The organism is Heliomicrobium gestii (assembly GCF_009877435.1).
GTDB lineage: Bacteria > Bacillota > Desulfitobacteriia > Heliobacteriales > Heliobacteriaceae > Heliomicrobium > Heliomicrobium gestii.
In genome coordinates this window covers 1-25261 of sequence record NZ_WXEX01000019.1, presented here as the reverse complement: position 1 = coordinate 25261, position 25261 = coordinate 1, and the positions used below count along the sequence as shown (strand labels likewise).

General features: G+C 57.2%; 23 protein-coding genes, 1 pseudogene and 1 riboswitch. Of the genes and pseudogenes, 20 read left to right on the top strand and 4 right to left on the bottom strand.

All coding sequences use genetic code 11. The features are described 5' to 3' along the window. The first annotated feature begins 50 nt into the window (after window positions 1-50). The 18 genes from GTO89_RS16085 to GTO89_RS16000 all read left to right on the top strand — a co-directional run bounded on the left by GTO89_RS16085 (window position 51) and on the right by GTO89_RS16000 (window position 19532). A complete protein-coding gene (locus GTO89_RS16085; protein ID WP_161263125.1) occupies window positions 51-791 on the top strand; it encodes a polysaccharide deacetylase family protein in 741 nt (246 codons plus the stop codon). 172 nt (window positions 792-963) lie between these two features. After that, window positions 964-1743, top strand: coding sequence for a D-alanyl-D-alanine carboxypeptidase family protein (locus GTO89_RS16080; RefSeq protein ID WP_161263124.1), 780 nt, complete (start codon window positions 964-966; stop codon window positions 1741-1743). 197 nt (window positions 1744-1940) lie between these two features. After that, window positions 1941-3206, top strand: a complete 1266-nt coding sequence (locus GTO89_RS16075; RefSeq protein WP_161263123.1) for a M16 family metallopeptidase — start codon at window positions 1941-1943, stop codon at window positions 3204-3206. A 95-nt stretch (window positions 3207-3301) separates the two neighbouring features. Further along, window positions 3302-3577, top strand: coding sequence for a YlmC/YmxH family sporulation protein (locus GTO89_RS16070; protein ID WP_161263122.1), 276 nt, complete (start codon window positions 3302-3304; stop codon window positions 3575-3577). A gap of 72 nt (window positions 3578-3649) precedes the next feature. Next, window positions 3650-3833: riboswitch (Lysine riboswitch) on the top strand. A 104-nt stretch (window positions 3834-3937) separates the two neighbouring features. Further along, on the top strand, window positions 3938-4741 hold the full coding sequence (gene dapB / locus GTO89_RS16065; RefSeq protein WP_161263121.1) for a 4-hydroxy-tetrahydrodipicolinate reductase: 804 nt from the start codon (window positions 3938-3940) through the stop codon (window positions 4739-4741). 126 nt (window positions 4742-4867) lie between these two features. Further along, entirely contained in the window at window positions 4868-5761 is an 894-nt protein-coding gene (dpsA, locus tag GTO89_RS16060) for a dipicolinate synthase subunit DpsA (RefSeq protein WP_161263120.1), read from the top strand. 20 nt (window positions 5762-5781) lie between these two features. Continuing rightward, window positions 5782-6372 carry a dipicolinate synthase subunit B gene (locus tag GTO89_RS16055; protein WP_161263119.1) on the top strand — a complete coding sequence of 197 codons (591 nt, stop codon included), beginning with the start codon at window positions 5782-5784 and terminating at the stop codon, window positions 6370-6372. 36 nt (window positions 6373-6408) lie between these two features. Beyond that, the gene (locus GTO89_RS16050) at window positions 6409-7419 is read left to right on the top strand and encodes an aspartate-semialdehyde dehydrogenase (protein ID WP_161263118.1); all 1011 of its coding nucleotides are present in this window, start codon (window positions 6409-6411) and stop codon (window positions 7417-7419) included. A gap of 36 nt (window positions 7420-7455) precedes the next feature. Continuing rightward, on the top strand, window positions 7456-8673 hold the full coding sequence (dapG, locus tag GTO89_RS16045; protein WP_161263117.1) for an aspartate kinase: 1218 nt from the start codon (window positions 7456-7458) through the stop codon (window positions 8671-8673). An 80-nt stretch (window positions 8674-8753) separates the two neighbouring features. Continuing rightward, entirely contained in the window at window positions 8754-9656 is a 903-nt protein-coding gene (dapA, locus tag GTO89_RS16040) for a 4-hydroxy-tetrahydrodipicolinate synthase (RefSeq protein WP_161263116.1), read from the top strand. Between the two features lie 317 nt (window positions 9657-9973). Further along, window positions 9974-11635 carry a ribonuclease J gene (locus GTO89_RS16035; protein ID WP_161263115.1) on the top strand — a complete coding sequence of 554 codons (1662 nt, stop codon included), beginning with the start codon at window positions 9974-9976 and terminating at the stop codon, window positions 11633-11635. A 114-nt stretch (window positions 11636-11749) separates the two neighbouring features. Continuing rightward, window positions 11750-12517 (top strand): ClpP family protease, encoded by a 768-nt coding sequence (locus GTO89_RS16030; RefSeq protein WP_161263114.1) that lies wholly within the window; start codon window positions 11750-11752, stop codon window positions 12515-12517. Beyond that, on the top strand, window positions 12514-12726 hold the full coding sequence (locus tag GTO89_RS16025) for a YlzJ-like family protein (protein WP_161263113.1): 213 nt from the start codon (window positions 12514-12516) through the stop codon (window positions 12724-12726). The genes GTO89_RS16030 and GTO89_RS16025 overlap by 4 nt, the downstream gene beginning before the upstream one ends. Before the next feature lie 176 nt (window positions 12727-12902). Then, window positions 12903-15617 carry an FtsK/SpoIIIE family DNA translocase gene (locus GTO89_RS17910; RefSeq protein ID WP_407929502.1) on the top strand — a complete coding sequence of 905 codons (2715 nt, stop codon included), beginning with the start codon at window positions 12903-12905 and terminating at the stop codon, window positions 15615-15617. 9 nt (window positions 15618-15626) lie between these two features. Beyond that, window positions 15627-16913: a hypothetical protein gene (locus GTO89_RS16015; RefSeq protein ID WP_161263111.1), complete on the top strand. Its 1287-nt coding sequence runs from the start codon at window positions 15627-15629 to the stop codon at window positions 16911-16913. A gap of 122 nt (window positions 16914-17035) precedes the next feature. Further along, window positions 17036-17899, top strand: a complete 864-nt coding sequence (gene mnmH / locus GTO89_RS16010) for a tRNA 2-selenouridine(34) synthase MnmH (protein ID WP_161263110.1) — start codon at window positions 17036-17038, stop codon at window positions 17897-17899. Between the two features lie 195 nt (window positions 17900-18094). Continuing rightward, window positions 18095-19000 (top strand): helix-turn-helix domain-containing protein, encoded by a 906-nt coding sequence (locus GTO89_RS16005; RefSeq protein ID WP_161263109.1) that lies wholly within the window; start codon window positions 18095-18097, stop codon window positions 18998-19000. Between the two features lie 37 nt (window positions 19001-19037). Next, window positions 19038-19532, top strand: coding sequence for a YajQ family cyclic di-GMP-binding protein (locus tag GTO89_RS16000; RefSeq protein WP_161263108.1), 495 nt, complete (start codon window positions 19038-19040; stop codon window positions 19530-19532). An 88-nt stretch (window positions 19533-19620) separates the two neighbouring features. Here the strand turns inward: GTO89_RS16000 and splB are convergent, their stop codons facing one another. From splB to GTO89_RS15985, 3 genes are all read right to left on the bottom strand, one after another. Beyond that, complete coding sequence (gene splB, locus GTO89_RS15995) at window positions 19621-20670, bottom strand: spore photoproduct lyase (RefSeq protein WP_161263107.1); 1050 nt, start codon at window positions 20668-20670, stop codon at window positions 19621-19623. 151 nt (window positions 20671-20821) lie between these two features. Further along, on the bottom strand, window positions 20822-21709 hold the full coding sequence (gene aguB / locus GTO89_RS15990) for an N-carbamoylputrescine amidase (protein ID WP_161263106.1): 888 nt from the start codon (window positions 21707-21709) through the stop codon (window positions 20822-20824). A 21-nt stretch (window positions 21710-21730) separates the two neighbouring features. Continuing rightward, on the bottom strand, window positions 21731-22747 hold the full coding sequence (locus tag GTO89_RS15985; RefSeq protein WP_161263105.1) for an agmatine deiminase family protein: 1017 nt from the start codon (window positions 22745-22747) through the stop codon (window positions 21731-21733). Window positions 22748-23009: 262 nt separating this feature from the next. On the opposite strand from GTO89_RS15985, the gene GTO89_RS15980 reads away from it, so the two are divergent. Together GTO89_RS15980 and GTO89_RS15975 are read left to right on the top strand one after the other, a co-directional pair. Beyond that, window positions 23010-23834 (top strand): hypothetical protein, encoded by an 825-nt coding sequence (locus tag GTO89_RS15980; RefSeq protein WP_161263104.1) that lies wholly within the window; start codon window positions 23010-23012, stop codon window positions 23832-23834. A 135-nt stretch (window positions 23835-23969) separates the two neighbouring features. Further along, the gene (locus tag GTO89_RS15975; protein WP_161263103.1) at window positions 23970-24830 is read left to right on the top strand and encodes a hypothetical protein; all 861 of its coding nucleotides are present in this window, start codon (window positions 23970-23972) and stop codon (window positions 24828-24830) included. A 111-nt stretch (window positions 24831-24941) separates the two neighbouring features. Here the strand turns inward: GTO89_RS15975 and GTO89_RS17120 are convergent. Then, window positions 24942-25261, bottom strand: a pseudogene (locus GTO89_RS17120) (hypothetical protein); the annotation flags it as partial.

Sequence of the window (25261 nt, the reverse complement as noted above, 5' to 3'; positions counted from 1 at the left end):
CTCGATTTTGGGCATGATCTCCGAACCGATGCGTCGAAAGGGGGAAGACCATGCGCGCCCTCTTCATCCCCTGGACCTTTTTGCGGGTGCTGTTGACCTTGACGGTTGTCTGCCTGCTGTTGGCCGGCATGACCCAATTTGTGATCACGCTAAACCAAGACATTGCTGAGACAAGCGGTCGAAGTGAGGCGGACAGCGTTGTGCGGCGAGGTCCGCCCGTCAACAAAGTGGCCCTGACGATCAATGTGGATTGGGGTCAGGAACATATCCAGGCGCTTCTCGACAGCCTTTCCCGCCATCAGGCCAAGGCGACCTTTTTCTTTACAGGCCGCTTTGCCGATAATTTTCCCGAGTATGTGACGAAGGTCCATGAGGCAGGTCATGAGGTGGGCAATCATGGCTATTCCCATCCCCATCCGACCCAGATCTCGGAAGGGGCCAACCGGGAAGAGATCCGGCGGACCCATGGCGCTTTGGTCAAACTGACCGGCCTGGCGCCGAAGTGGTTCGCCCCTCCCTATGGGGAACTGGACGAGCGGGTCCTTTCGACAGCCCGTCAGGAAGGATACCGGACCATCTTATGGACTGTCGATTCGGCCGATTGGCTTAAACCTTCCCCCCAAGAATGGATGAAGCGTGTCACAGCGGGAATTGGACCAGGGGCGCTTGTGCTGATGCATCCCACAGCGCCGACGGTTCAGGCGCTGCCATCCCTGCTCAACTATATAAAGGAAAAGGGGTGGCAAGCAGTTACCTTGACGGAACTGCTGGGAACGGCGGAGCGACCATAAAAAAAGCGATCCGGTGCAATAATAAACCCGGCAGTTGCTTGCCGGGGAGGAAAGCGAAGTGGCCTTTACAGGGGGAACCTGCCGGACCGTAAGAGTGTCTCCGCTTCCGTGGCTGTTTCAGGCGTCATTAGGATCTTTTCGACTCATCCGGTTCTCGAGGATGACCCTTCAGTTGTCTATATTCTTATCTCTGATTCTTATTCAGCCGGCGGGATGCAGCGCCGGGCCTCATGTGACAGCCGATGCGGCTGTGCTCATGGATGCCGCGACAGGCAAGGTTCTCTTTGAGCGGCAATCCCACCAGGCGCGCCCACCGGCTTCGACGACGAAGATTGTGACGGCGCTGCTGGGATTCGAGTATGGTGATCTGGAGGATGAGGTGATCATCAGCCAAAAGGCCGGTAGTACCGGCGAGGCCAGCATTCACCTCTTCCCCGGCGAGCGGGTCGCCCTGGGCGATCTGCTGACAGGCGCCCTGGTCCGTTCCGGCAATGACGCCTGTGTCGCCATAGCTGAACATGTCGCCGGCAGTGAAGAGTTTTTCACCCTCTGGATGACGGCCAAATCGCGCATCATGGGGGGGCAGACCAGCCAGTTTTTCAATACCAACGGATTGCCGCACAAACAGCACTGGTCCAGCGCCTATGACCTGGCCATCGTCGCCCGGGAAGCGATGCGGCGGCCCGAGTTTGCTGCCGCCGTGAAAAGCCGCCATGCTCAATTAAAAAAACGGCAGGGCTGGCCCCGGGAAATCAAGAACACAAACGCCTTGCTCTGGACCTATCCCTTTGCCGACGGCGTAAAAACGGGGACGACCCGCGCGGCGGGCGCCTGCCTGGTCGCTTCTGCGACGAAAAACAACATTCAATTGATCGCTGTCGTGCTTCATTCAGATGATCGTTTTGGCGACAGTCAGCGGCTCTTTGAATACGGTTTTAACCTGACGCGGTGAACCGGGAACATTCCCGGTCTTTTTCATCACCGCCGCGAGCGCGCGCCTCATCGGATGGGCGCAGGGGATTCGCACCGTTGACATCAAGACGCCGGGCTGATACACTTCGGGGTACTTAAGCGAAAGCGCCCGTCCACAATCCTTGCGGGCGGGATGAATCGGAAATGGGCTTCTTGGATGCCTTCAGGAGGAAGAAAATGGTTGACAAGACAGTGTTGCCAAACGGAGTCCGGATAGTGATGGAGCCGATTTCCCATGTGCGTTCTGTGGCGATGGGTATCTGGGTGGCTACCGGATCGAGAGATGAAGATCCCGCCTTGACGGGTGTTTCCCACTTTATTGAACACATGCTGTTTAAAGGGACAGAAAAGCGCACGGCCAAGGACCTGGCGGAAGTGCTGGAAGCCGTCGGCGGCCAACTGAACGCCTTTACCTCGAAAGAATACACCTGCTACCACGCCAAGGTGCTTGACGAGCATTTCGACCTTGCCCTCGATGTGCTGGCCGATATGTTTTTTCACTCCCGTTTTGAAAGCGATGACATCGAACGGGAACGCAGGGTGATTTTAGAAGAAATCAAGATGTATGAGGACTCTCCCGACGAACTCGTTCATGACCTGCTGTCTGAGGCCATGTGGCCGGTCAGCGCCTTGGGACGGTCGATCCTGGGCACCGTCGATTCGATCCAGGGGATGGGAAGAGAGCGCATGCTCAGCCATTTCCAGTCCGAGTACACTGCCGATCGGACCATCATCGCCATTGCCGGTTCTATTGACCCTGAAAAGACGCTTGAGAAGGTAAAGGGCTATTTTGCTTCCATGGCGAAGACGAAGCAAATCTACCGTCGCCCCCAGCCGGAGATGAGCTACAAGAGCGTCTTTGAGCATAAGGACGTGGAACAAGTCCAGATCTGCCTGGGCGCCCAAGGCCTCTCCCAGGAACACCCCGACATCTATGCCATGCATGTCCTGAACAATGTCATCGGCGGGGGCGCCTCATCCCGCCTGTTCCAAGAGATCCGCGAGAACCGCGGCCTCGCCTATTCGGTCTACTCCTTCCATTCCGCCTTCTCCGACGCGGGGATGTTTGGCCTCTATGCCGGAACGAGTCCGGACTTCGCCGAAGAGGTCCTCGAGCTTTCCCTGCGCGAAATGGCCCGTATCCGAGAAGAGGGGATTCGCCCCGATGAGTTGAAGCGAACGCAGGAACAGATCAAGGGCAGCCTTTATCTGGGGTTGGAGAGCGTCAACTCGCGGATGACGCGTTTAGGTAAATCAGAAGTCTGCTACAACCGCTTCGTCCCGCCGGAAGAGGTGATCGAGCGGGTTTACGCGGTGACGCTCGATGATGTGACCAAGGTGGCCCGCGAACTCTGGACGCCGGAGTTATGCGCCCTCGCGGTCGTCGGCGCCAAGCCGCTGAAAGTGGAACTGGCCGATCTGCTGAAAAAAACAGGATGGTAAAGGCGCAAACCGGTCGTTGAAAAGGCCTCGACTCGCTTCTATCTTCCGGTCCTGCTGCGTATAGTGGGATAGGGGGACAAGGAGGGGGGGCGCCGATGCGTCTCAGCGAACTGGTGGGCAAGGAGATCGTCAATCTGATAACAGGGGAGCGCCTCGGCGCTGTCGGCGATTCCGATCTGGTCATCGATGAGTCGAGCGGCGAGATCGACGCCATCATTCTGCCGCCACGAGGCAACTTTGGCGGCTTTTGGTCTGACCGAGAACCGCTGATCATCCCATGGGACGCCATCGTCAAGGTGGGCGCCGAGGTGGTTATCGTTGAACTGGACGATACATACCGGCGAACAGCGTCTCGCCGTTTTCCCTTTTAAATTGTCACAGTGGTTGACGGCCAGGGATGTCCCATGATACCATCTTCCTAATGAACTGAATATACCTCCCAGTGGAGAGGTAGAGGCGCGGTCTGTCAAGAGTACCTGGAGGAGTCCGACGGTGGACGATGATACCGGAGGGAAAGGGGCAACCGCCGAAGTCTGGAGCAACCGTATTGCGCCCAGGCTGGGGCCGGGCATAAGATGTTCGGAACTGCCATCTGGTGATTCGACCGGATGGAGCGCTATCCAATCGTACGGGGACGGTGGAAACCAGCTTCCGAATGTTACTTTTTGGGGGCACCGCCTGAACTCCATGCGGTGTTCCCTTTTTGTATTCTTTTTAGTGGGGGATGGGTCATGTCAGAGAGGATCCGAGTCCTGGTCAGCGGCGCCAGGGGGAGAATGGGCCGAGAGGTAGTCAAAGCGGTCCTGGGAGACGAATCGTTGGCACTGGTGGCTGCCGTCGATCACAACGGCATGGGGGAAGACGCGGCTGTCCTGGCTGGTCTGCCGGCTTGCGGAGTCCTGTTGCAGGGCGATCTGACCGCAGCGATTGCCGAGACGCGGCCTCAGGTAATGGTGGACTTTACCAATCCGGCGTCGGTTCTGGAAAACGTGCGCACGGCGCTGGCGGCGCGTGTCGCGCCTGTCGTCGGAACGACAGGCCTTTCGACAAAAGATATGGAAGAGATCGCCGATTGGGCCGCCGCCAACGAAACAGGCTGCCTGATCGCGCCAAACTTTGCCATCGGCGCGTTGTTGATGATGCGCTTCGCCCGCGACGCCGCCCGCTTCTTCCCGAACGTGGAGATCATAGAGTACCACCATGATCAAAAGCTGGATGCGCCCTCTGGGACGGCGATCAAGACAGCGGAGTTGATCCGGGAGGAGCGGCAGGCGATCCGGCAGGGGCACCTGCAGGAAGAAGAAAAAATCGCCGGTTCCCGTGGCGGCGACTTTGATGGGATGCGGATACACAGCGTCCGCCTGCCGGGACTGGTCGCCCACCAGGAGGTCATCTTCGGCGCCCTGGGCCAGACCCTGTCGATCCGTCACGACTCCATCAGCCGTGAATCCTTTATGCCCGGCGTGTTGGAGGCCATTCACCGGATCGGCGCCTGCAAGGGTCTGATCTACGGGCTCGACAAGCTCATCTTTTAATTGAAGAGTCCATTCCGCTATCGCCGCAATGCTCTTTGACAACGACATCCTGCACACCTCTGCGCCGGACTCTCATATATTAACAAAGAGTTTCACTGTTTCTGGTGGAGGAGGTTTTGAACACCCATGACGACCCTTCAAGGAATCCCATTGGTGGTGATGGGAGGGGACGCGCGGGATCAGATCCTCGTACGCCGCTTGGCTGAGCGGGGCGCGACGGTTGATGTGATCGGTTTGCCTGTAGAGGAAACGGGACGGGTGCGAGGCATGGCAGATATCCCGAAAGCGCTGGCGGGAAAAGCGGCGCTCCTCCTGCCCATGCCAGGGGTTGACCTTGAGGGTCGCGTCTATGCGCCGCTCCATCATCAGCCCTTGCGCTTAGAGAGGGACCATTTGGCCTTGCTGAGGCCCGGCAGTCCTATCTTTGTCGGCGTTGCCCGTCCGAATCTGCGGCTGTTGGCCCAGTCCAATCAACTTCCCCTGGTCGAGGTGGCTGAACTGGACGAATTGGCGATCCTGAACTCGGTGCCCTCGGCCGAGGGCGCTCTGCAGATCGCCATGGAGGAACTGCCGATCACGATTCACGGCAGCCGCAGCCTGGTGCTCGGCTTTGGCCGGTTGGGCCTCACCTTGACCCGGCTCTTGCAGGCCATGGGTTCCCGTGTGACCGTCGTCACCCGCGATGGCGGGCACCGGGCCAGAGCTTGGGAAATGGGGGCCATCGCCGAACCTTTTTCCGCTTTGGCCGCTGTCCTGGCGGAGACGGACATCATCTTCAACACCGTTCCGGCCCCAGTGCTGGGCGAAGGGGAACTGGCCGCCACAAGCCGTGAAGCCTTGATCATTGACCTGGCCAGCGCGCCGGGAGGGACCGATTTCGAAGCGGCTCGCCGCTTGGGAATCCGGGCGCTGCTCGCCCCCGGCCTGCCGGGGAAGGTGGCGCCGAAGACGGCCGGGGAAATCCTGGCCCGCGTCTATCCCGACCTGATCGCGCGGCATGTCCCTCGCAGAGACGGGTAACCCCCCGGGAGGTGTGCAGGATGCCTTTGCAAGGAGTCCGCATCGGTTTTGCCATCACTGGCTCCCACTGCACCATTGCTGATGTGCTGCCGATCGTAGCCCGGTTGGTAAAGGATGGGGCCGTCGTAACTCCGATTTTTTCTGAATCGGCAACCCACACGGACACCCGCTTCGGGCCGGCGTCCCAATGGACGGAAGAGATGGAGCGCATCACAGGGCAGAAGACGCGCAGCACCATTGTGGATGCCGAGCCGATCGGACCACAGAAGCTGCTCGACATCGTCGTCATCGCGCCATGCACCGGCAACACCCTGGCCAAACTGGCCAACGGGATCACCGATACGTCGGTGCTCATGGCGGCCAAGGCGCAGTTGCGCAACCTCCGCCCTGTGCTGCTGGCCATATCGACCAATGACGGCCTCAGCAACAACTTAAAAAACATCGGTCAGCTGATGAATATGAAAAACGTGTACATGGTGCCTTTCGGTCAAGATAACGCCATAACAAAAGCCAATTCGCTCATCGCCCGGATGGAACTGATTCCGGACGCGATCACAGCGGCGTTGCAACAACGGCAATTGCAGCCGGTTTTGCTCGCAAACCTGTCATAAAACGGCCGAAGGCGCCGGTCAAGGAGGATCAACCAGATGAAAAAGTACAATGTGGCCATTGTCGGAGCGACTGGCGCCGTCGGCCAGGAACTGTTGAAGGTATTGGCGGAACGGAATTTTCCGGTCGGCGAACTTCGCCTGCTGGCCAGCGCTCGCTCTGCCGGCAAAGTGGTCACCTACCAGGGACAGGAGTACACCATCGGCCTGACTGACGAGAAAGCCTTTGCCGGCATTGACATCGCCCTCTTCGCCGGCGGGTCGGCTTCCACCGAATTTGCCCAAGCGGCTGTGGAAGCCGGCGCTGTCGTCATCGACAACTCGTCGGCCTTCCGCATGGATCCGGCGGTGCCCCTCGTCGTCCCCGAAGTCAACCCCGAGGATGTGGACTGGCACAAGGGGATCATCGCCAATCCGAATTGCTCCACCATCATCATGGCCGTCGCGTTGAAACCGCTTCACGACGCCGCCGGCATCGAACGGGTCGTCGTTTCCACCTACCAAGCCGTTTCCGGCGCCGGCAAGGAAGGCATCACTGAATTGTCTGAGCAGACTGGGCAGGTCCTGCGCGGCGAGCCGGTCGATCCGAAGGTTTTCGCTCATCCCATCGCCTTCAACCTGATCCCCCACATCGACGTCTTCCAGGATGGGGATTACACCAAGGAAGAATGGAAGATGATCAAGGAAACCCGGAAGATCCTGCACGAAGCGGACATGCGGATCACCGCCACCACTGTCCGGGTTCCCGTTTACCGGAGCCATTCCGAATCGCTCAACATTGAATTTAAGCGGAAAATCACTGCCGCTGAAGCGAAGGAAATTCTCGCCAAAGCACCAGGTGTTATCGTGATTGATGATGTGCAAAACAAGCAATATCCCATGCCCCTCTACACCTCTGACAAAGACGAGGTCTTTGTCGGACGGATCCGGGAGGACCTTTCCATCGACCAAGGCCTCAACCTCTGGGTGGTGGCCGATCAGATCCGGAAAGGCGCGGCGACCAATGCCATTCAGATCGCAGAAGTGCTGATTCAACGAAATCGGATCTAACCCTTCCCCAGCGGCGGCAATCGGGAGTGAACGGCCTTGAGGATTGCCGTCCTAAAATTCGGGGGAACCTCTGTCGCCAATGAGATGAAACGAAATCATGCGGTGCAACGGATCGGGGAAGCGCTGGAGGAAGGGTACCGGGTGATCGTCGTCGTATCTGCGATGGGTCGCAAACCGGAACCCTACGCGACAGATACGCTGCTTTCGCTGGTGCGAGAGGTCGCTCCCGACCTGCCGCTGCGCGAGCAGGATATGCTGATGGCCTGCGGCGAGATCATCTCTACCGTCGTCTTGACCGCCTGCCTGCGCAGAGCGGGGATCCAGGCCGTTAGTCTCACTGGCTGGCAGGCCGGCGTCATCACAACAGAGCAATTTGGCGACGCTCGCATCCAACGGGTCGATGGCGAACGCATCCGCCGAGCACTGGAACAGAACCGGGTGGCCGTCATCGCCGGATTTCAAGGGACCAGCGAGAACGGTGAGATCGCCACCCTTGGACGGGGAGGCAGCGACACGACGGCGGTGGCCATCGGGGCGGCCCTGGCGGCTGAGGTGGTTGATATCTTTACGGACGTGAAGGGTGTGTACACGGTAGATCCCCATCTCGTCAGTGATGCGCGGGTCCTGCCCAGCGTCACCTACCGGGAGGTCTGCCAATTGGCCCAGGAAGGGGCGAAAGTCATCCACCCTCGCGCCGTCGAGATCGCCATGAAGAACAATCAGGCTGTCCGTGTCCGCAGCACCGACCATCCTGACAAGGGAACCCTCATCTGCGCGCCCCAGCATCATGCCGGCGACGACGCCGGTTGTGACCGATTGATCACCGGCATCGCCCATATGGCCCCGATCACGCAGATCAAAGTGGATACCACCCAGTGGCCTGACCCGGCGCTGACGGGACAGACCGTTTTTCAAGCGATGGCGGAAGCGGCGATCAGCGTCGATTTCATCAATGTCCACCCGACGGCGGTGATCTTCACCGTCGCCGACGAGATCACCGCCAAAGCGACGCAGGTGCTCGAAGAGTTGGGACTCTGTCCTGAAGTCCGCCAGGGATGCGCCAAAGTGGCCGTCGTCGGCATCCACATGACCGGCGTCCCCGGCGTAATGGCGCAGATCGTCCTGGCTCTGAACCGGGAAAAAGTGCCGATCCTTCAATCGGCTGATTCCTACACCACCATCTGGTGCCTGATCCCGGTGCGCGACCTGACAGTGGCCTTGAACGCCCTGCACCGGCAATTTTGCCTATCCTGAGGAGACTGTTTTCGCTGCGAGAGATCGCTTTCCCGACGAGACAGCCGACCCCAAAACCGGAAAAAGGAGAGAACGATAGAATGGAATTTGGCAGACTGATTACGGCCATGGTGACACCATTCAATGACCGCCTGGAGGTCGACTACGCACAGGCGGCGGAATTGGCCAACTATCTGGTTAATACGGGGTCGGACGGCATTGTTGTAGCCGGAACGACCGGCGAATCGCCCACCTTGACAAAGGAAGAGAAGATTCGCCTCTTTTCCACCGTTGTCGACGCTGTGGGCAAACGGGCCACCGTCATCGCTGGCACTGGCTCCTACGATACAGAGGCGACCATTGAACTGAGCCGCAAGGCCCGGGAAGCCGGCGTCGACGGCCTGCTGCTGGTCGGTCCCTACTACAACAAGCCGCCTCAGGAAGGCTATTACCAACACTTTGCCGCTGTCGCAAAGGCGGTTCCCTCGCCGATCATGCTCTACAACATCCCGGGCCGTACCGGCTCGAACATCCTTCCGGCGACGGTAAAACGGCTGATGGCCTTTGACAACATCGTCGCCATCAAGGAAGCCGCCGGCAGCATGGATCAGGTCTGCGAAGTGGTTCGCATGGCCCGTCCGGACTTCAAGGTATACTCCGGCGACGACTCGTTGACCCTGCCCATCCTGGCCGTCGGCGGCCACGGCATCGTCAGCGTGGCCAGCCATCTCGTGGGCAAGGAGATCCAGAAGATGATTGCCGCCTGCATCAACGGCAACATTCAGGAAGCCGCCCGGATCCACCATGAACTCTATCCGCTCTTCAAGGGCCTGTTTATCACCTCCAACCCGATCTGTGTTAAAGCGGCCCTCAACCTGTTGGGCCGGCCGGTCGGCGGTGTCCGTCTGCCGCTGGTGCCGGCCAACGATCAGGAAGTGGACGCCATGCGGCAACTGATCGAGTCCTACAGCCTTGACGCCTCCTGCGAGGAGACGGTGGCCTAACGAGCCGGAGATAAACAGACCATACCTTCGCAAGCTCTCCCTGATGGGGAGGGCTTTTTTTCATTCAAGCGACGCAGAACGACGAACCCTGAAGGCGCTATCAGGGAAAACTTGTATCCTGGGCCCAATGCTTGTATAATAATATAGCATGGGTTGTACGGTTTGGTATTTGAGGTTTGCGGTGGCGGCGGGGCCGGAAAAAAGCAAGCCTTGATTCAAAAATCGGAACGAAACCCTTCCAGTCGGGAGGGCCTTTTTGTTGTGTCTAGATTTGAAATAAACAAAGGATTTGTCGTGATCAGAAGAGGAGGAATGCTATGGGCGCGGGGGACAAAGTAAGCATCATCCCCTTGGGCGGTCTGGGCGAGATCGGCAAAAACATGACCGTCATCAAAGTGAATCAAGAGATGTTGATCATCGACTGCGGGATCATGTTTCCTGAAGACGAGATGCTCGGCATCGATGTGGTGATCCCGGACATTACCTATCTGCTGGAGAATCGCGATGCCATCCGCGGCATCATCGTGACCCACGGCCATGAAGACCATATCGGCGCATTGCCTTATATCCTGAAAGAACTGCCTGTGCCTGTCTACGGCACCAAACTCACGCTGGCTCTGGCCGAAACATATCTGAAAGAACAGAACATGCAGGCGGCGACCACCTTTCATCGGGTTACGCCGCGGGAATGCGTGCGCATCGGCTCTTTTCGTGTAGAGTTCATCCGCGTCTGCCACAGCATCGCCGACGCTGTCGCCGTGGCGATTCACACACCGGACGGCGTCATCATTCACACAGGCGATTTTAAGTTCGATCAAACGCCTGTCGATGATGAGATCACCGACTACTACCGCTTGGCCCAACTGGGCGAGGCGGGCGTGCTGGCCCTGCTTTCAGATTCCACCAACGCGGAAAAAACAGGGTTCACCCCTTCGGAAAAGGCCGCCTATGGCAAGCTGGAAGAGGTATTCCGCTTGTCCAAAGGCCGGATCATCGTCACCACCTTCGCCTCATCCCTTTACCGGATCCAACAGACCTTCCAGGTGGCGGCCCGCTACCGCCGCAAGGTTGTCGTTGTCGGCAAATCGATGCAGGAAGTGGTCCAGGTGGCTCGCGCCAACGGCTACTTGGAGATTCCCCCGGGTACCCTCTGTGATGAAGAGAATTGGAACACCATTCCAAATGATAAGCTGGTCCTGCTGACCACGGGTCACCTGGGAGAGCCCTTGTCAGCTTTGATGCGGGGACCTTGGACAGATACACGGTTGAGCAATTACCAACCGGGTGATACGGTCATCATCTCCGCCAGCCCGGTGGCAGGCAACGAAAAATCGGTTCACCGGACCATCGACGGCCTCTGCAAGCTCGGCGCCGACGTCTACCACGAAGCATCGGGCGGCCACATCTCCGGGCACGCCAGCCAAGAAGAACTGAAGATGATGATCAACCTGATCCGGCCCAAGTACTTTATCCCCATTCAGGGCGAGTACCGCATGCTGATCCGTCACGCCAAGGTGGCCCGTGATGTCGGCGTGGCCCAGGACAATATCTTCGTGCTCGAGAATGGACAAGTCCTTGAATTGACGCCGAAAAAAGGCAGCCTCGCCTCGCGCGTGGCCGCTGGCCGGGTCCTCGTCGATGGGCTGGGTGTGGGCGATGTGGGCAACATCGTGCTCCGCGACCGCCGCCAGTTATCCCAAGACGGCATTCTGATCGTGGTCATCACCATCAGCAAGGAATCGGGACAGGTGGTGGCCGGACCTGACATGGTCTCTCGCGGTTTTGTCTATGTGCGAGAGGCGGAAGAACTGATGGAAGAAGCCAAGGTCAAGGTGCGGCAGGCACTGGAAAAGTCCGGTGAGCGCCGTGTCACCGAGTGGGCGGCCATCAAGACGAACGTGCGTGATGTCTTATCCAAGTTTTTATATGAAAAAACCCGCCGGCGCCCCATGATACTGCCGATCATCATGGAGGTGTGACCGATTCCGTCGGGCCGATCGGCGTCCTCGCGCGGCGGCGAATGGTTCCCTCTTCTCTGGTGCAAAATAGGGAAATGAGGGAATTCAACGCCAAAAGGAGGACATTGTCGGCCCATGGTAGAACAATTTGAAGAGACGCCGGACGTAGAACCCAAAACGGCGAAGCCTGACCCGAGCGGGGCGGAGCCGCTAAAGCCCGAGGAATCGCGGGGACGCCGCATCGATGCCCTGAAGGAATTGGGCGAAACGGAAGTCCCTGGCGGGAAAAGCAATATCCATTGCCTGACCATCGTCGGCCAGGTGGAAGGGCACATGATCCTGCCGCCGCAGAACAAGACGACCAAGTACGAGCACATCCTGCCCCAACTGGTGGCCCTGGAACAGAGCAAGGACATCGAAGGGGTGCTGCTGATCCTGAACACGGTCGGCGGCGATGTGGAGGCCGGCCTGGCCATCGCCGAGATGATCGCCAGCCTTTCGAAACCGTCCGTGTCGATCGTGCTGGGCGGTGGCCATTCGATCGGCGTTCCCATCGCTGTTTCGGCCGATTACTCGATGATCGCCTCCACGGCGACGATGACGATCCATCCCATCCGCCTAACGGGCCTGGTCATCGGTGTCCCGGCGACCTTTGAATACCTGGAAAAGATGCAGGATCGCGTCGTCGCCTTTGTGACGCGCAACTCCCGTGTCACGCCGGATAAATTTAAGGAACTGATGTTCAAAACCGGCGAACTCACCCGGGACATCGGCACGGTCGTCGTCGGCAAGGAAGCCGTCGAGTGCGGACTCATCGATGCCGTCGGCGGGATCAGCGAAGCGGTGAAAAAACTGAATGAGTTGATCGAGGAGCGCCGCAACAGCAAGGGGTTGTTGCAATGATCCTCTACACGCCGGTTCCGATGGAAACCATCTTTCAGGGGACCACACCGGATGTGCCGACCATGTCGGTGGTCTCCTTCAAGGGAAAACCTGTGATGGCCTACAACCGGGGGGACGGGCGCTATGAACTGACGCGCCTCTTGACCACCGATCCGAAGGATTACCTGGATCCGGAATTGCAACCGGGAAGGGACATCTTTCCTGATTAAGACCCGCTAAAGCCACCCCGCTGGGATGGCTTTCCTTTTGCGCCGCCCACAACGGCGGCTTTTTTACAAAGGACAGTGACGATGGTTGCACCTTAGCGCAAACAGGCCAGGACATAACAAGAGGACTGTGAATGACAGGATTCCATTGACATGACAGGGTGATCAAAGTGGCAAATATGTTCAATCAATTAAAAGAAGACCTGAAGTATGAAATGGTCGGCCTGGCCGTTTTGGCAGTCGCCGTTTTCGGCATCGTCAGCCTCTTTACCGTCGGCGCCAATCCTCTGGTGATGCCTTCAGCCGGTGCTGGCGCCGTGGGCCAGTTTTTTTATGACAGCCTGAGCATCACGGCGGGACAGGGGAAAATCTTTTTTCCGCTCTTTTTAGCTTACGTCGGCATCAAGATCATGACCCAGCGATCCCATTTTGCTGTAGGACGCAAGTTGGCCGGCTTTACAGGGGCCTATATGATCCTGCTCACCTTCCTGCACCTGCTCCTGCCGGTAGGGGGATCGGACTGGCAGGCCGGCATGGAAGGCAAGGGCGGCGGCGTTCTTGGCGCCTCTGTGGCCATCCTCTTGAAAACGCTCTTCGGCACCATCGGTACATACATCATCCTAGTCGCCCTGATCTTAGGCGCCATCCTTTTCGCCTTTGAGGTGTCCCTCGTTCAGTTGGTGGGGACATTCTTCGCCGCGCTGGCCGGCTGGTTTGGACGGGCGCGGGGCGGACTCGGCAAATTCCTCTTCACCGTTGTCGAAGAGGAAGAGCCTGTGCCGAAGAAGACCATCGAGAAGAAGACGCGCCGCAAGAAGACAGAGGAGCCGCCTCAGGTCAACGGGACAGAAGAGATCCCCCTTGTCATTTTTGAACATGAAAAAAACACGCCCGAGTGGTTGAAGCAGATCGAAAAACCGCTTGATGCGGTCACAACTGCGCCTGCGGAAGTTCCCGGCGCGGCGTCTGCAACGAAAGCGACGAAATCCAGCAAAGCGACAAAAGGGGACAATGCACCGCCGCCAATGGACGATACGGCGCCCTTGATCATTACGCACTATGATGAGGCGGAAACGCCGGAAGAGCCTGCCATGGAGGACACATTGGTGGAGGGGAAGGGCCAAGGGGAGAGCGGCTCCTCCGGTTTCGCTGACGGCGCTGGCGAACACCCGTCCGCCAGTGAACTGTCGACCGGTGATCTGGCGCAAGGGTTGGATGGGAACGCCGCCGGCGCTCCCGCCCGAGCGATCGGTGGCGCCGGGGAGAACGGAGCTTCCGAGGGTGATGACAGAGGCGACTTGGGCCCATCCGGCGCCCACGGACCCACTGGTGAAAGCGGCCCATCGAGCGCGACGGTTGGGGCGGGGAGAGCGGGTTCCGGGGGGACGACCGCTGCAGGCGCTGCCGCAACGGAGGGCGGTTCGGGTCCCTCCGGTTATGCCGGCATGGAGTACAGCCTGCCGCCGCTCAGCCTATTGAACCGATCGCTGCGCGTGAAAAGCCCGCGGCTGGATCATGACATCACGGAAAACGTTCGCATCCTGGAAGAGACCTTGAACAACTTCGGCGTTCGCGTCAAGGTCACTCAGGTCAACCGCGGACCGGCCATCACCCGCTATGAGGTGCAGCCGGCGCCTGGCGTCAAGGTGTCCAAGATCACCAACCTGGCCGATGACATCGCTCTGTCGCTGGCGGCCGGCGCCGTCCGGATCGAGGCGCCCATTCCCGGCAAGGCCGCTGTGGGCATCGAGGTGCCGAATAAGGAAGTGACCGCCGTCACCTTCCGCGAGGTCCTTGAGGCCAACGAGTTTCAACAGTCGACGTCCAAGCTGACCATCGCCCTGGGCAAGGACATCGCCGGCGCGCCGGTTGTGTCGGAACTGAGCCGCATGCCCCACTTGCTGATCGCCGGGGCCACCGGGGCTGGCAAGAGCGTCTGTATGAACACCCTGATCAGCAGCATCCTCTTCAAGGCCAAACCGAATGAAGTGAAGTTTCTCATGATCGACCCGAAGATGGTCGAACTGACGCAATACAACGGGATCCCCCATATGATCGCGCCCGTCGTGACGGACGCGAAAAAAGCGGCGACGGCCCTTAAGTGGATCGTTAACGAGATGGAAAACCGCTATGAGCTTTTCGCCGCCTCCGGCGTCAAGGACATCACCCGATTTAACCAGTTTAAGGCCCTCGATAACCCCGACGGACCGCAGCCGGCCCTGCCCTATGTGGTGGTCCTCATCGACGAATTGGCCGACCTGATGATGGTCGCCGCCGTGGACGTGGAAGACGCCATCTGCCGGCTGGCGCAGATGGCCCGGGCGGCGGGCATCCACCTGGTCATCGCCACTCAGCGGCCTTCCGTCGATGTCATCACCGGGATCATCAAGGCCAACGTGCCTTCCCGGATCGCCTTCGCCGTCTCCTCCCAGATCGATTCGCGGACGATCCTCGACCAAGCCGGCGCGGAAAAACTGCTTGGCCGGGGGGACATGCTCTTTTCGCCGGTCGGATCGAACAAGCCCCTGCGGGTGCAGGGTTGCTACGTCTCTGACAAAGAAGTGGAGAGCGTCGTTGAATTCTTAAAAACCCAGGGGCTGCCTGAATACCAGGAAGGGGTCATCAAGGCCCAGGAACAGGCGGAAACGCCGGAGGAGGAAGACGACGAACTCTTTGTCGACGCCGTCCGCGTGCTCCTGGACAGCGGGCAAGCCTCCATCTCCATGCTGCAGCGCCGCCTGCGAGTGGGCTACGCCCGGGCGGCCCGGCTCATCGACATCATGGAGCAGCGGGGTATCGTCGGCGGCTATGAAGGCAGCAAGCCGAGGGAGATCCTGATCAGCAAAGTTCAGTTTGAAGCGAAGTATGGTTCGGCGAAAAATACGGGGAGCTAAAGAAAGGGAATGGCGCAGGTGTTGACAGGGAAAGATGAGACGTTGCAAGGGCGATCGGGAACGAACCGTTCGCCGGCGACGGAAGGATCGGATCAATCGTTCGGCTTGTTCACAGCGCAGTCGATGGAAAAAACGCAGTCGAGAGGGAACCAAGGGGTAGAAGTAACGCAAGGGATATTAGGAACGCTGCGGCACGAAGGAACGGAGCGGACCCATCGGGGGATCTTGCGGGCGCTGTCGCTCGTCGTGCTCCTGCTTCCCCTGTTGCTTCTCGCGGGGTGTCGGGGAACCACAACCGCCGATGACGAAGGCGATTACGAAATCACCGCCGGCGGGTATGTGCCGCCGCTGGTGGGCGCCATTTTGGCCCCGTCCCATACGCCGGCGGAAGGGGGCAATGGCCAGATCTCCGCTGCCTTGCATTCATTGAAAGATCACTATGGCGTCACTGCACGGGCCATCGCATCGACTGATTTCCTCACCCCTGAAGAAGCGCTGCGCTATTTTGGCGAAAATGAGGCGCGAGCCGTCGTAATCGCTGATCCGGCCTTTGCCGGTCTGTTGCCGGCGGCGCAGCAGAAGTATCCGAAAACCAAATACATCTACCTTGGTCCACCGGAAGAGCGCGCCCAGGAAACGAGACAGGCGAGCGCCTATCTGGCGGGCGCCTTGGCCGGCGCCATGCTGCCCAGTGGGACTGTCGCTGTCTTGACGCCGCCCGGCGAAACGCAAACAGCCGCCGTTGAGCGGGCCATTCGGGCAGGTATGGCGGAGATGGGAAGAAACTCCGGATTGATCATGACGCCGGTGATCGCCCCAGCAGATCCTGCTGGGACGGCAGGCGCGGGGGATGCGGCGGCCGGGACTGGAAGCGCTGCCGGAAACGTCGCCGGAGTGGCAAATCCCGCAGGCGCCGGAGGCTCCGCCGCCAGCGATGACGCTGCAGCCGCAGCCGCTTCGGCTGATCTGCGGATCGTCCTGCGGTCCGCAGATACGCCGCCACAACCGGCGGGCACCCGGCGGTCGAACAACGTCATCGTGCTGCTCCAGCCGAACGAAGTCGCGCCTCCGGGCGTATGGGTGATCCAAGGCGGTGTGAACAGCGCCGATCTGCTTCCCCGCCTGGAGGCGATCCTCAGTGGAAAAGACGGACAAACGGGCGCCTTGCCGATCCAATGGAATATCTATCAAAGACCGGCAGGGGGAACGGGCGAGCATCAGCCCCTGCCGGAGGAAATCCGGACAAAACTTGACCCGGTGCTGCAAAAACTGGCGCGCGGAGAAGTCAAATTTTAAGCGGGCTTTGAACTTTTTGACAGGATTAGACTCCAAATGATATACTAATATGAGAATGTCGTAAAATTAACCTTCGGGAGATTTTTCGACTTTTTTTCTTGAAGGGAAGTCATTGCGAGCGCATGAGAGGCAACACGGAAATTCCCATCACCATCGAGAAAGCACTGTCCGGTGAATTTGGTCCGCTGATTGATGTGCGATCAGAAGGTGAATATACAGAAGCCACCATTCCCGGCGCGGTCAATCTCCCCTTGCTTTCCAATGAGGAACGGGTTCGCGTGGGCACCATCTACCGGCACCAGGGGCCGGCCGATGCCCGCGAAATCGGCCTGGAGATCACCGGTCCCAAGCTCCCGGAAATGTACCGCAAGGCTCAGACCATCGCCGGCAAGGGACCAGCCGTCCTGTTTTGCTGGCGTGGCGGGATGCGCAGCAAGACCACATCGACTGTTCTCAACCTGATGGGGATGGAGACCTATCGACTGGAAGGCGGTTACAAGGCCTTTCGTCGTTATGTCAATGAATACCTTGAGCAGCGCCTCAGCGCCTGGCCTTTTCTGATGCTTCATGGCAACACCGGCGTCGGCAAGACGGAGATCCTCTCGGCCCTGGCCGCAAGGGGCGCCGGCGTGATCGATCTGGAGGCCATCGCCGAGAACCGGGGCAGCGTCTTCGGCCATATCGGTTATGACGCGATTCCGAGTCAGCAGACCTTTGGAGCCGTCTCTTCATGGCCTTGCGGGCCTGTGAAGGCAAGCCCGGCATCTTCATGGAGTGTGAAAGCCGCCGTATCGGCCGCGTCTCCCTTCCGCAGACCTTTTTCCGGCGTATGCAGGAGGGCGAGCGGATCCTGTTGTATGCGCCGATGGCCCTGCGAATCAAGCGGCTTGTCGATGTTTATGCCAGCCAATCGGACCGGGGGAAACTGTTGCAAGCCATGGAGCGGTTGGAACAGCGCCTCGGCAAGGCCCGGGTCAAAGAACTGATCCGATGGGTCGAACAGGAGGATTATGCCGCTGTTGCGGAAGTGCTTTTGCGGGAATATTATGATCCGTTATACGGGTATCCAAACGGACCGAGCCCTCAGTACGCTTTTGCGGTGGATGCATCTTCGGTTACCGAAGCGGTGAACCTGCTCATGCTATACAATGAAGCACGCTTTCAGAAAGGAGGTCACGTCGATGGAAAGCCTCGGGCTTGTGCTCCGGCAAGCCAGGGAACAGAAGCAACTCTCATTGCGTCAGGTGGAAACGGATACAAACATCCGTCTGGCGTACCTGACCGCTTTGGAAGAAGGCAATTATGACTTGCTCCCCGGTCGTGTCTACGGCGTCGGGTTTATGCGCAGTTATGCCAAATACCTTGGCCTCGATCCGGCGCCGCTGATCGAAGCGATGAAACATGACTGGAAATCAGAGGAAGAGGAAGCGCCTCCCGTGACGGAGGAGAAGGAAAATGAGTACTCGGCGCCTCGGCCGGGTGGTATCGTCAAGTACGCCGGTTATGGCCTGGCGGTGGCGGCCATTGCCGGACTGGTCTTTGTCTCGGCCAGCATGCCAGGCAGTGACCGAAATGACAACAAGGGTCGCGCCGACAATGGTGTTGCCATCAACGGCGCCAAACCACCGGCGACGGTAACGTCCGAGTCCCTGCCAGGGGTTCAGGGGGCGGCGACACCGGAAGGTTCTTCACCGCCGACTTCGATGACAGAGTCAGCGACGACGGCGGGCGGCTCGCCGGGTGACTCTACTGCAAACGTGCCACAGGCGAGCAATGGAGAATCCGCCCCGGGCGTTCCTGCCGTAGCGCCTGCGCCGAGCCCGGCGGCTCGCGGTGTGGCCGTGACCTTGCGGGTCCTGCAGGATAAGTGCTGGATGTCGGTGAGCCAGGACGGCCAGATGGCTTATGAAGGAACGGCTGCCGTCGGCGATGCGATGACCTTCACCGGCAAGGACAAGATCAATGTGGTTCTCGGCAACGCCGGCGCCGTGGAAGTCATCTTGAACGGAAAAAGTCTCGGCACCCTCGGGGACGTGGGACAGGTCATCAAAGAAGAGTTTGTCCCCAAGACGCAAAACCCGGGCTGAGGCCCGGGTTTTTTGCATAAAAGAAGGAGGAAACGCCATGGCCAAAGACGCATCGTTTGATATCGTATCGCAGGTGGATGAGCAGGAAGTGACCAATGCCGTTCACCAGGCTGTTAAGGAAATGGAACAGCGTTTTGACTTTAAAGGCAGCAAGAGTGAGATTCGCCAGGAAGAGGGCGCCATCGTGCTGATCTCTGATGATGAGTTTAAGCTGAAGAACGTCACCGACATCTTGGAAGCGAAGATGGTCAAGCGTGGAATCTCCCTGCGCGCCTTGAAATACGGCAAAATCGAGTCGGCCGCCGGCGATACGGTCCGGCAGAAGGTCGAGATGGTGCAGGGGATCTCGAAGGAGAAGGCCAAAGAGATCACCAAGCTGATCAAGGACAGCAAGATCAAGGTGCAGGCCTCTGTGCAGGGCGACCAGGTCCGCGTGAGCGGCAGCAAACGCGACGACCTGCAAGCGGTCATCGCCTTGCTGAAGAAGGCGGATCTGGATATTGAGCTGCAGTTTATCAATTTCCGGTCGTAGGCCACGGGAATAGAGCCTGCCGTACGCGGGAAAATTGCGGGCTAACCGTAGCGGCCGCTCCCGTTAGGCAGTACACTTTCGTACACCTTTAGGTAAAGTACTCTACCTCGGCATCGGGAAACCGTTCGAGCAGCGCCGTCTGGAGCAGATCCTTCATCGATCTGGCTGTCTCGTCGGGGTATACATACTTGCCCATGCCATACTTGCCGTACTTGAACTTGCGCTTCTCTTCGTCCATGTCGAGGCGGGATTCGGGGAAGCGTTCCAGGATCACTTTTTTGGCTCGCGCTGTGAAGCGGTGTTGGATCAACTCAAAGGTCACCGGTGGAGAAAGGGGCTGGAGCGATGCCAGCTCCTTTTTCAATTGGTCGAAAAGGCGCAGGTAATCGTCCTCCCAGCCGGGGTAGACCATGATCGGCGCGATGATGAAGCCAAGGGGATAGCCGGCGCGGGCCACCTGGGCGGCGGCAGCGATGCGCTCGGCCACTGGCGGCGTCCGGTGTTCAAAGTCACGAAGGACGCGCTCGCTGTTTAGGGAAAAGCGAAAGCGCGTGTGGCCCTTGTGGCGGGCCTTGAGAAGCGGTTCCACGCCGGTGAACTTGGTGACGAATCGAAGTCGTCCGAACTCCTGGTCGCCGAAAAACTCAATCGTCTTGAACAGCGAGCCGGTCAGGTGCTCGACGCTCAGCGGATCGCCCGAACTGGCCACTTCAAAGGTGGTCGGCTCGGGCGCTTTTTTTGCGATGTATGTGGCCGCCTGATCCAGCATCTCCTCCACATTGACGTAGACGCGAAGATAGGGACGCTGGCCCAGGGTGGTTTGCAGGTAGCAGTACTCGCAGTGACCGGGGCAACTCGTCATCAGGGGAAATTGATAATCGGCCGAGGGTCGGCAGGTGGGAAAGCGCAAATCGCGCTTGACGCCGACGACGAGGGTCTTTTTGGCCTGTACGTATTTTTGGCTCGGCGTATCTCCCGGCAGGCCGGTGACACGGTTATGGGAGGGGATCTGCCGGGTGGGAAGGCCCAAATCGCGGCAGAGGGCGACGAGTTTCTGTCCCAAGGGGTAGGCGAGGGCCTCCTCTTCGAAAAAGACCCGCTGGGGGATGTAATGCCACGCCGATTCCTTTTGTTTCACACAGGCGCCTCCTTAACAAACTCCCTGAAGAGATCTGCAATCATCAGTTTTCCCGGCGACGGGCGATAAAAAGCTCCCCTCGCAGCCTGTCCAGGGGTGGACCGGCGAAGGGAGCAGCAGCCTGTGGGTACGATCAGTATGCGGGTTGAGTCTATTTCATTCCGCCGTAAGGCGTCACGCCGTCATAGGTGAGGATGGCCCTGTACATGTCCGGCCGCCGGTCGCGGAAGACGCCCCAAGCGGTGCGCATGCGGGCGCACTCATCGAGGTCGAAGGTGGCCGTCAGCACCGTTTCAGTAGCGCGGTCCCCTTCGGCCACCTTCTGGCCGAAGGGATTGGCGATGAAGGAGGAGCCATAGAAGTCGATCTCCGACTGGCCGGAGGTCTCCTTGCCGATGCGGTTGGAGGCGATGAGCGGGACCAGGTTGGCGCCGGCATGACCCTGCATGCAGATCTGCCAGTGGTCCTTCGAATCGACGCCCGGTTCTTCCGGCTCGGAGCCGATGGCTGTCGGGTAGAGGAGGATTTCGGCGCCCATCAACGCCATACAGCGGGCCGCTTCGGGAAACCACTGGTCCCAGCAGATGCCCACGCCGATCTTGCCGAAGCGGGTCGCCCAGACCTGAAAGCCCGTATCGCCGGGGTTAAAGTAGAACTTCTCCTCATAGCCGGGGCCGTCGGGGATGTGGGTCTTGCGGTAGACGCCGAGAACCTCGCCGTCGGCGTCAATCATGGCGACGGTGTTGTAGCGGGCGTTGTTTTTCTTTTCGAAAAAGCTGATGGGCAGGACGACACCCAGTTCCTTGGCGATGGGCTGAAAATGGCGCACGGCCCGGTTGTTCTCCGTCTCCGTGGCTAGGTCGTAGTGTTCAGGCAGTTCGGTCTGGCAGAAGTAGGGCGCTTCAAAGAGTTCCTGCAATAAGATGACCTGGGCGCCCTGGCGGGCCGCTTCCCGGACGAGTTTTTCCGCCTTGGCGATGTTGGCGTCCACATCCCAGGAACAGCTCATCTGGGTGGCGGCGACAGTGACCTTGCGCATGGGATCCCTCCGACTCGAAAACTATTTGGGCATCTGCTGGGTGGCGCAGTGGATGTTGCCGCCACCGGTGAGGATGATCCGGCTCTCGACGGGCACGATGGTCCGGTCGGGGAAGACGCGGGCCAGGACGGCCTCGGCCTGCCGGTCTGTCTCGGCGCATTCGCCGCCGAAGACGGGGAGGATGATGCCGCCGTTGACAAAATAGAAGTTGATGTAACTGGCGGCCATGCGGACGCCGTTGTGGTGGAGCGCAGGCGGCTGCTCAATGGGGATGATCTCAAAGGAGCGGCCCTTGGCGTCGACGGCTTCCTGAAGGATCTCCAGGTTCTCGCGGCTGATGGCGTAGTTGGGGTCTTCCGAGTCAGAGCAGACCTGAAGAAGCACGACGCCCGGCCGGGCGAAACAGGCCACATTGTCCACGTGTCCATCGGTATGATCGCCGTAGAGGCCTTTTTTCAACCAGACAATTTTCTCGACGCCCAGATAGCGGCCCACTTGCGACCCCAGTTCCTCGCAGGTCATGTGGGGGTTGCGGTTTTTATTGAGGAGGCACTCTTCCGTCGTCAGGAGGGTGCCTTCGCCGTCCACATGGATGGAACCGCCCTCCATGACAAAGGGGGCGTCAAAGCGGCGGATGCCGAAGCGGTCGAGCAGTTGGGGCGCCACGAGGTTGTCCAGTTCACAGGGGAACTTGTTGCCCCAGGCGTTGAACTGCCAGTTGACGCCAGCCACCTCGCCGGCGGCGTTTTTGAGGAAGGTGGGGCCGTTGTCGCGGATCCAGGAGTCGTCATACTCCATAGGGAGGATATCGACGGAGGGACCGCAGAGTTGGGCGGCCTCCTCGGCAAGTTCGGGCAGGACGATCATGGTCACAGGTTCGAAGCGGGCGATGGCCTGGGCCACCCGGGCGTAGGCTTGACGGACCTCATCGAGCTCATCGGGCCAGGTCGTATCGTCGATGGGCCAGGTGATGAAGGTGCGCTGATGGGGCGCCCATTCGGGGGGCATGGCGAAGCCGGATTGCTGCGGCAGAGACATGAGATCTTCTCCTTCGTGTGATGTTTCGGCTTATTATAGCATGGGGAGGAGAGGAGGAGAAATGAGTTAGGAGGTGAAGGAGGACTATATTCGGTAGTTAGAATATATTGAATATCAATTTTTCAGCATATTTAACATTATCCATATGAAAAACGTATTTACCTAGAATTAACATAAAATTTACACTTTTATTGTGGGAAATTTGGTAATATTGATAACAGAGGAAAATAAGGAAAATATTGTGAATGGGAGTGTTGTTGTCTTGAAAGTCAGGATAAAATTATTTACAGCATTGTTTACACTATTGTATTGTTTGACCATGTTTACCCCCTATGTTCTAGCAAGTGAATCTAGTAAAAGTAATCCTATACAAGCGGTAAAAGCAGCTCAGTTAACATTAATTGAAAAAGCAACCGGAAACAAAAGTAACATAAATATCGGAATATCAAATAATATTAAAGAACCAAAGAAACTCATAGAGGATAAACTTAAAAACACTAAATATAAATTAGATGAAATTAAATATATAGATGGAAATAATACTACACAAGAGAGTCAGCAAGTTGGAATAACATCGTTTGAAACCCTTTTCGATGTTGGATGTCTAGTATTAAGTTTAAATGCTTATTACGAGGACCCAAGTTTCTGGAATGGTTTTTGGGTTGTCATGGATACCGCTTCGGTTATTTTTCCAGGAGTTCCGTCAATAAGCGGCGTTCGGACTATGATGGAAAACTCTTCTAAATTAAAAACTAGTTTAAGCTATTCTATAAAAAAATACGGGCAGTTTAGTGGGTCTCTTCCGAGGGGAACTCAAGCACATCATATTATCGAACAAAGATTTGCGAAAAACTTTAGTACCACAGTTTATTCAATGCTGGCTATAGCATTAAAAGACACAGATCATTCTTTGATGACATATCAAATGAGGCAAAAAATTCCTTATGGAACAGACTATTCAAATTTACAACAAAATTATCTCGTTGCTAAACATATTGAAGCATATACTGAACTTTATGATCAAACTGCAGATGATATCTGGAGGTTTTTAGCGAAGTTTACAGAAAGCCAATGGTTATCATCGTAGAGATATAACCCCGAATAGATCTAAAAGCCTTATTTTCCTCTATTTCTGCCCTCCTCGTAACAGGAGGTTTTTTTTAGCAAGAGACTTGCTTTTATAGACTAATTATTAGAGAATACAAGAGAGGTGTAAACAAAAATGATGGCTTATGTTTTAATCGTTATTCTATTGTTTCAACAGGAAACACGTAATGCTATAAAATTAAATTCCTTTCTGACGGAACTAGGTATTACGAATATTCCCCCCTATAAAGAATATTTCATGTCCTATAACATAAGATTAGTGGTAGCTTCAAGTGAACACATGGCATTACTTAAACAACTAGAAAAGTGGAACATGAAATATACCTATGCATATGAATTTGAGTTTTCAGAAGATGAAATGAATAATGCACCTCTTTATCGCCTTCGCTCAATAGTGCAATTGCCGGAAAACAAACTTCCTGACAAATATGGTACTATATACAAGAAGGAGTGTCTCTGTTCATACTGCGGCTTGTCTGAGTCGATCCAGCAAACCGAATTGCATTTTGATACAAGTATTATGAAAAAACGTCATTTTATTAACCAAACTGCTACAGTTACTTCTGGCTCGTTTACCATCGTATCGGAAGCGTTTGCGAATATCATGGAAAAGAAAAAACTCTCCGGTTATACGCTTAGACCAGTACATCATGTGGGAAGCATGGCCAAAAGGAGGGAAGTATTTCAACTTATCTTGAATAATCAATTGCCCCCGTTGTCTAGTGCTATGAGGTTTGAAAAAATGACGAAAGAATACTGTGCCCATTGTAACATTACAGGGAGAATCTTTTGGCCATTGCACTATGATTATGAATCAATCATCCACAGCAAGGACTTTAATCAGTCAAAAGAGATGGTTACTATAGGAAACACAATAATTGACGTAATGGTGGTTTCTTCGCAGTTTAGAGAAATATGCAAGGCGGTAAAAATTGATAGATCGATGGTGTTCGAACCTGTCATTGTTGTTAATTGAATAACGAAGCACGGATCCTGTACCCAAACATTTCTTTGAGTGAAGAATGCGTCTTCGGCGCGGTTGTCCGGGGAAGTCTTGACGCGGTTGCCATTTGGCGCCGACGGGAACTCAGGAACAAGGAACCCTGAGTCCTCGTCGGAAACCAGCACCTGTTCGAGAAATGCCAGATAAGGAAGATCCGCGGTTGCGGCTTGGGTGCAAGCTGTTCGCTGCGCTGGTGAAAGTGGCACTGCTGCAATAGGTCATCCAGAGATGCCCTCGTCCGGCCACCAACCCATGTTCCGCAAGCACTGCGCCTATATCGAGGGCATAGATGGACAGGTTCTCCTCCGCGATTTCGATCCGCACCTCGACGCCGGCCTGGTACGTGCCCAGCGGCACCGAGTAGCGATTGCTGTTGACCATAATGGTATTGTCCTTTCGGACGG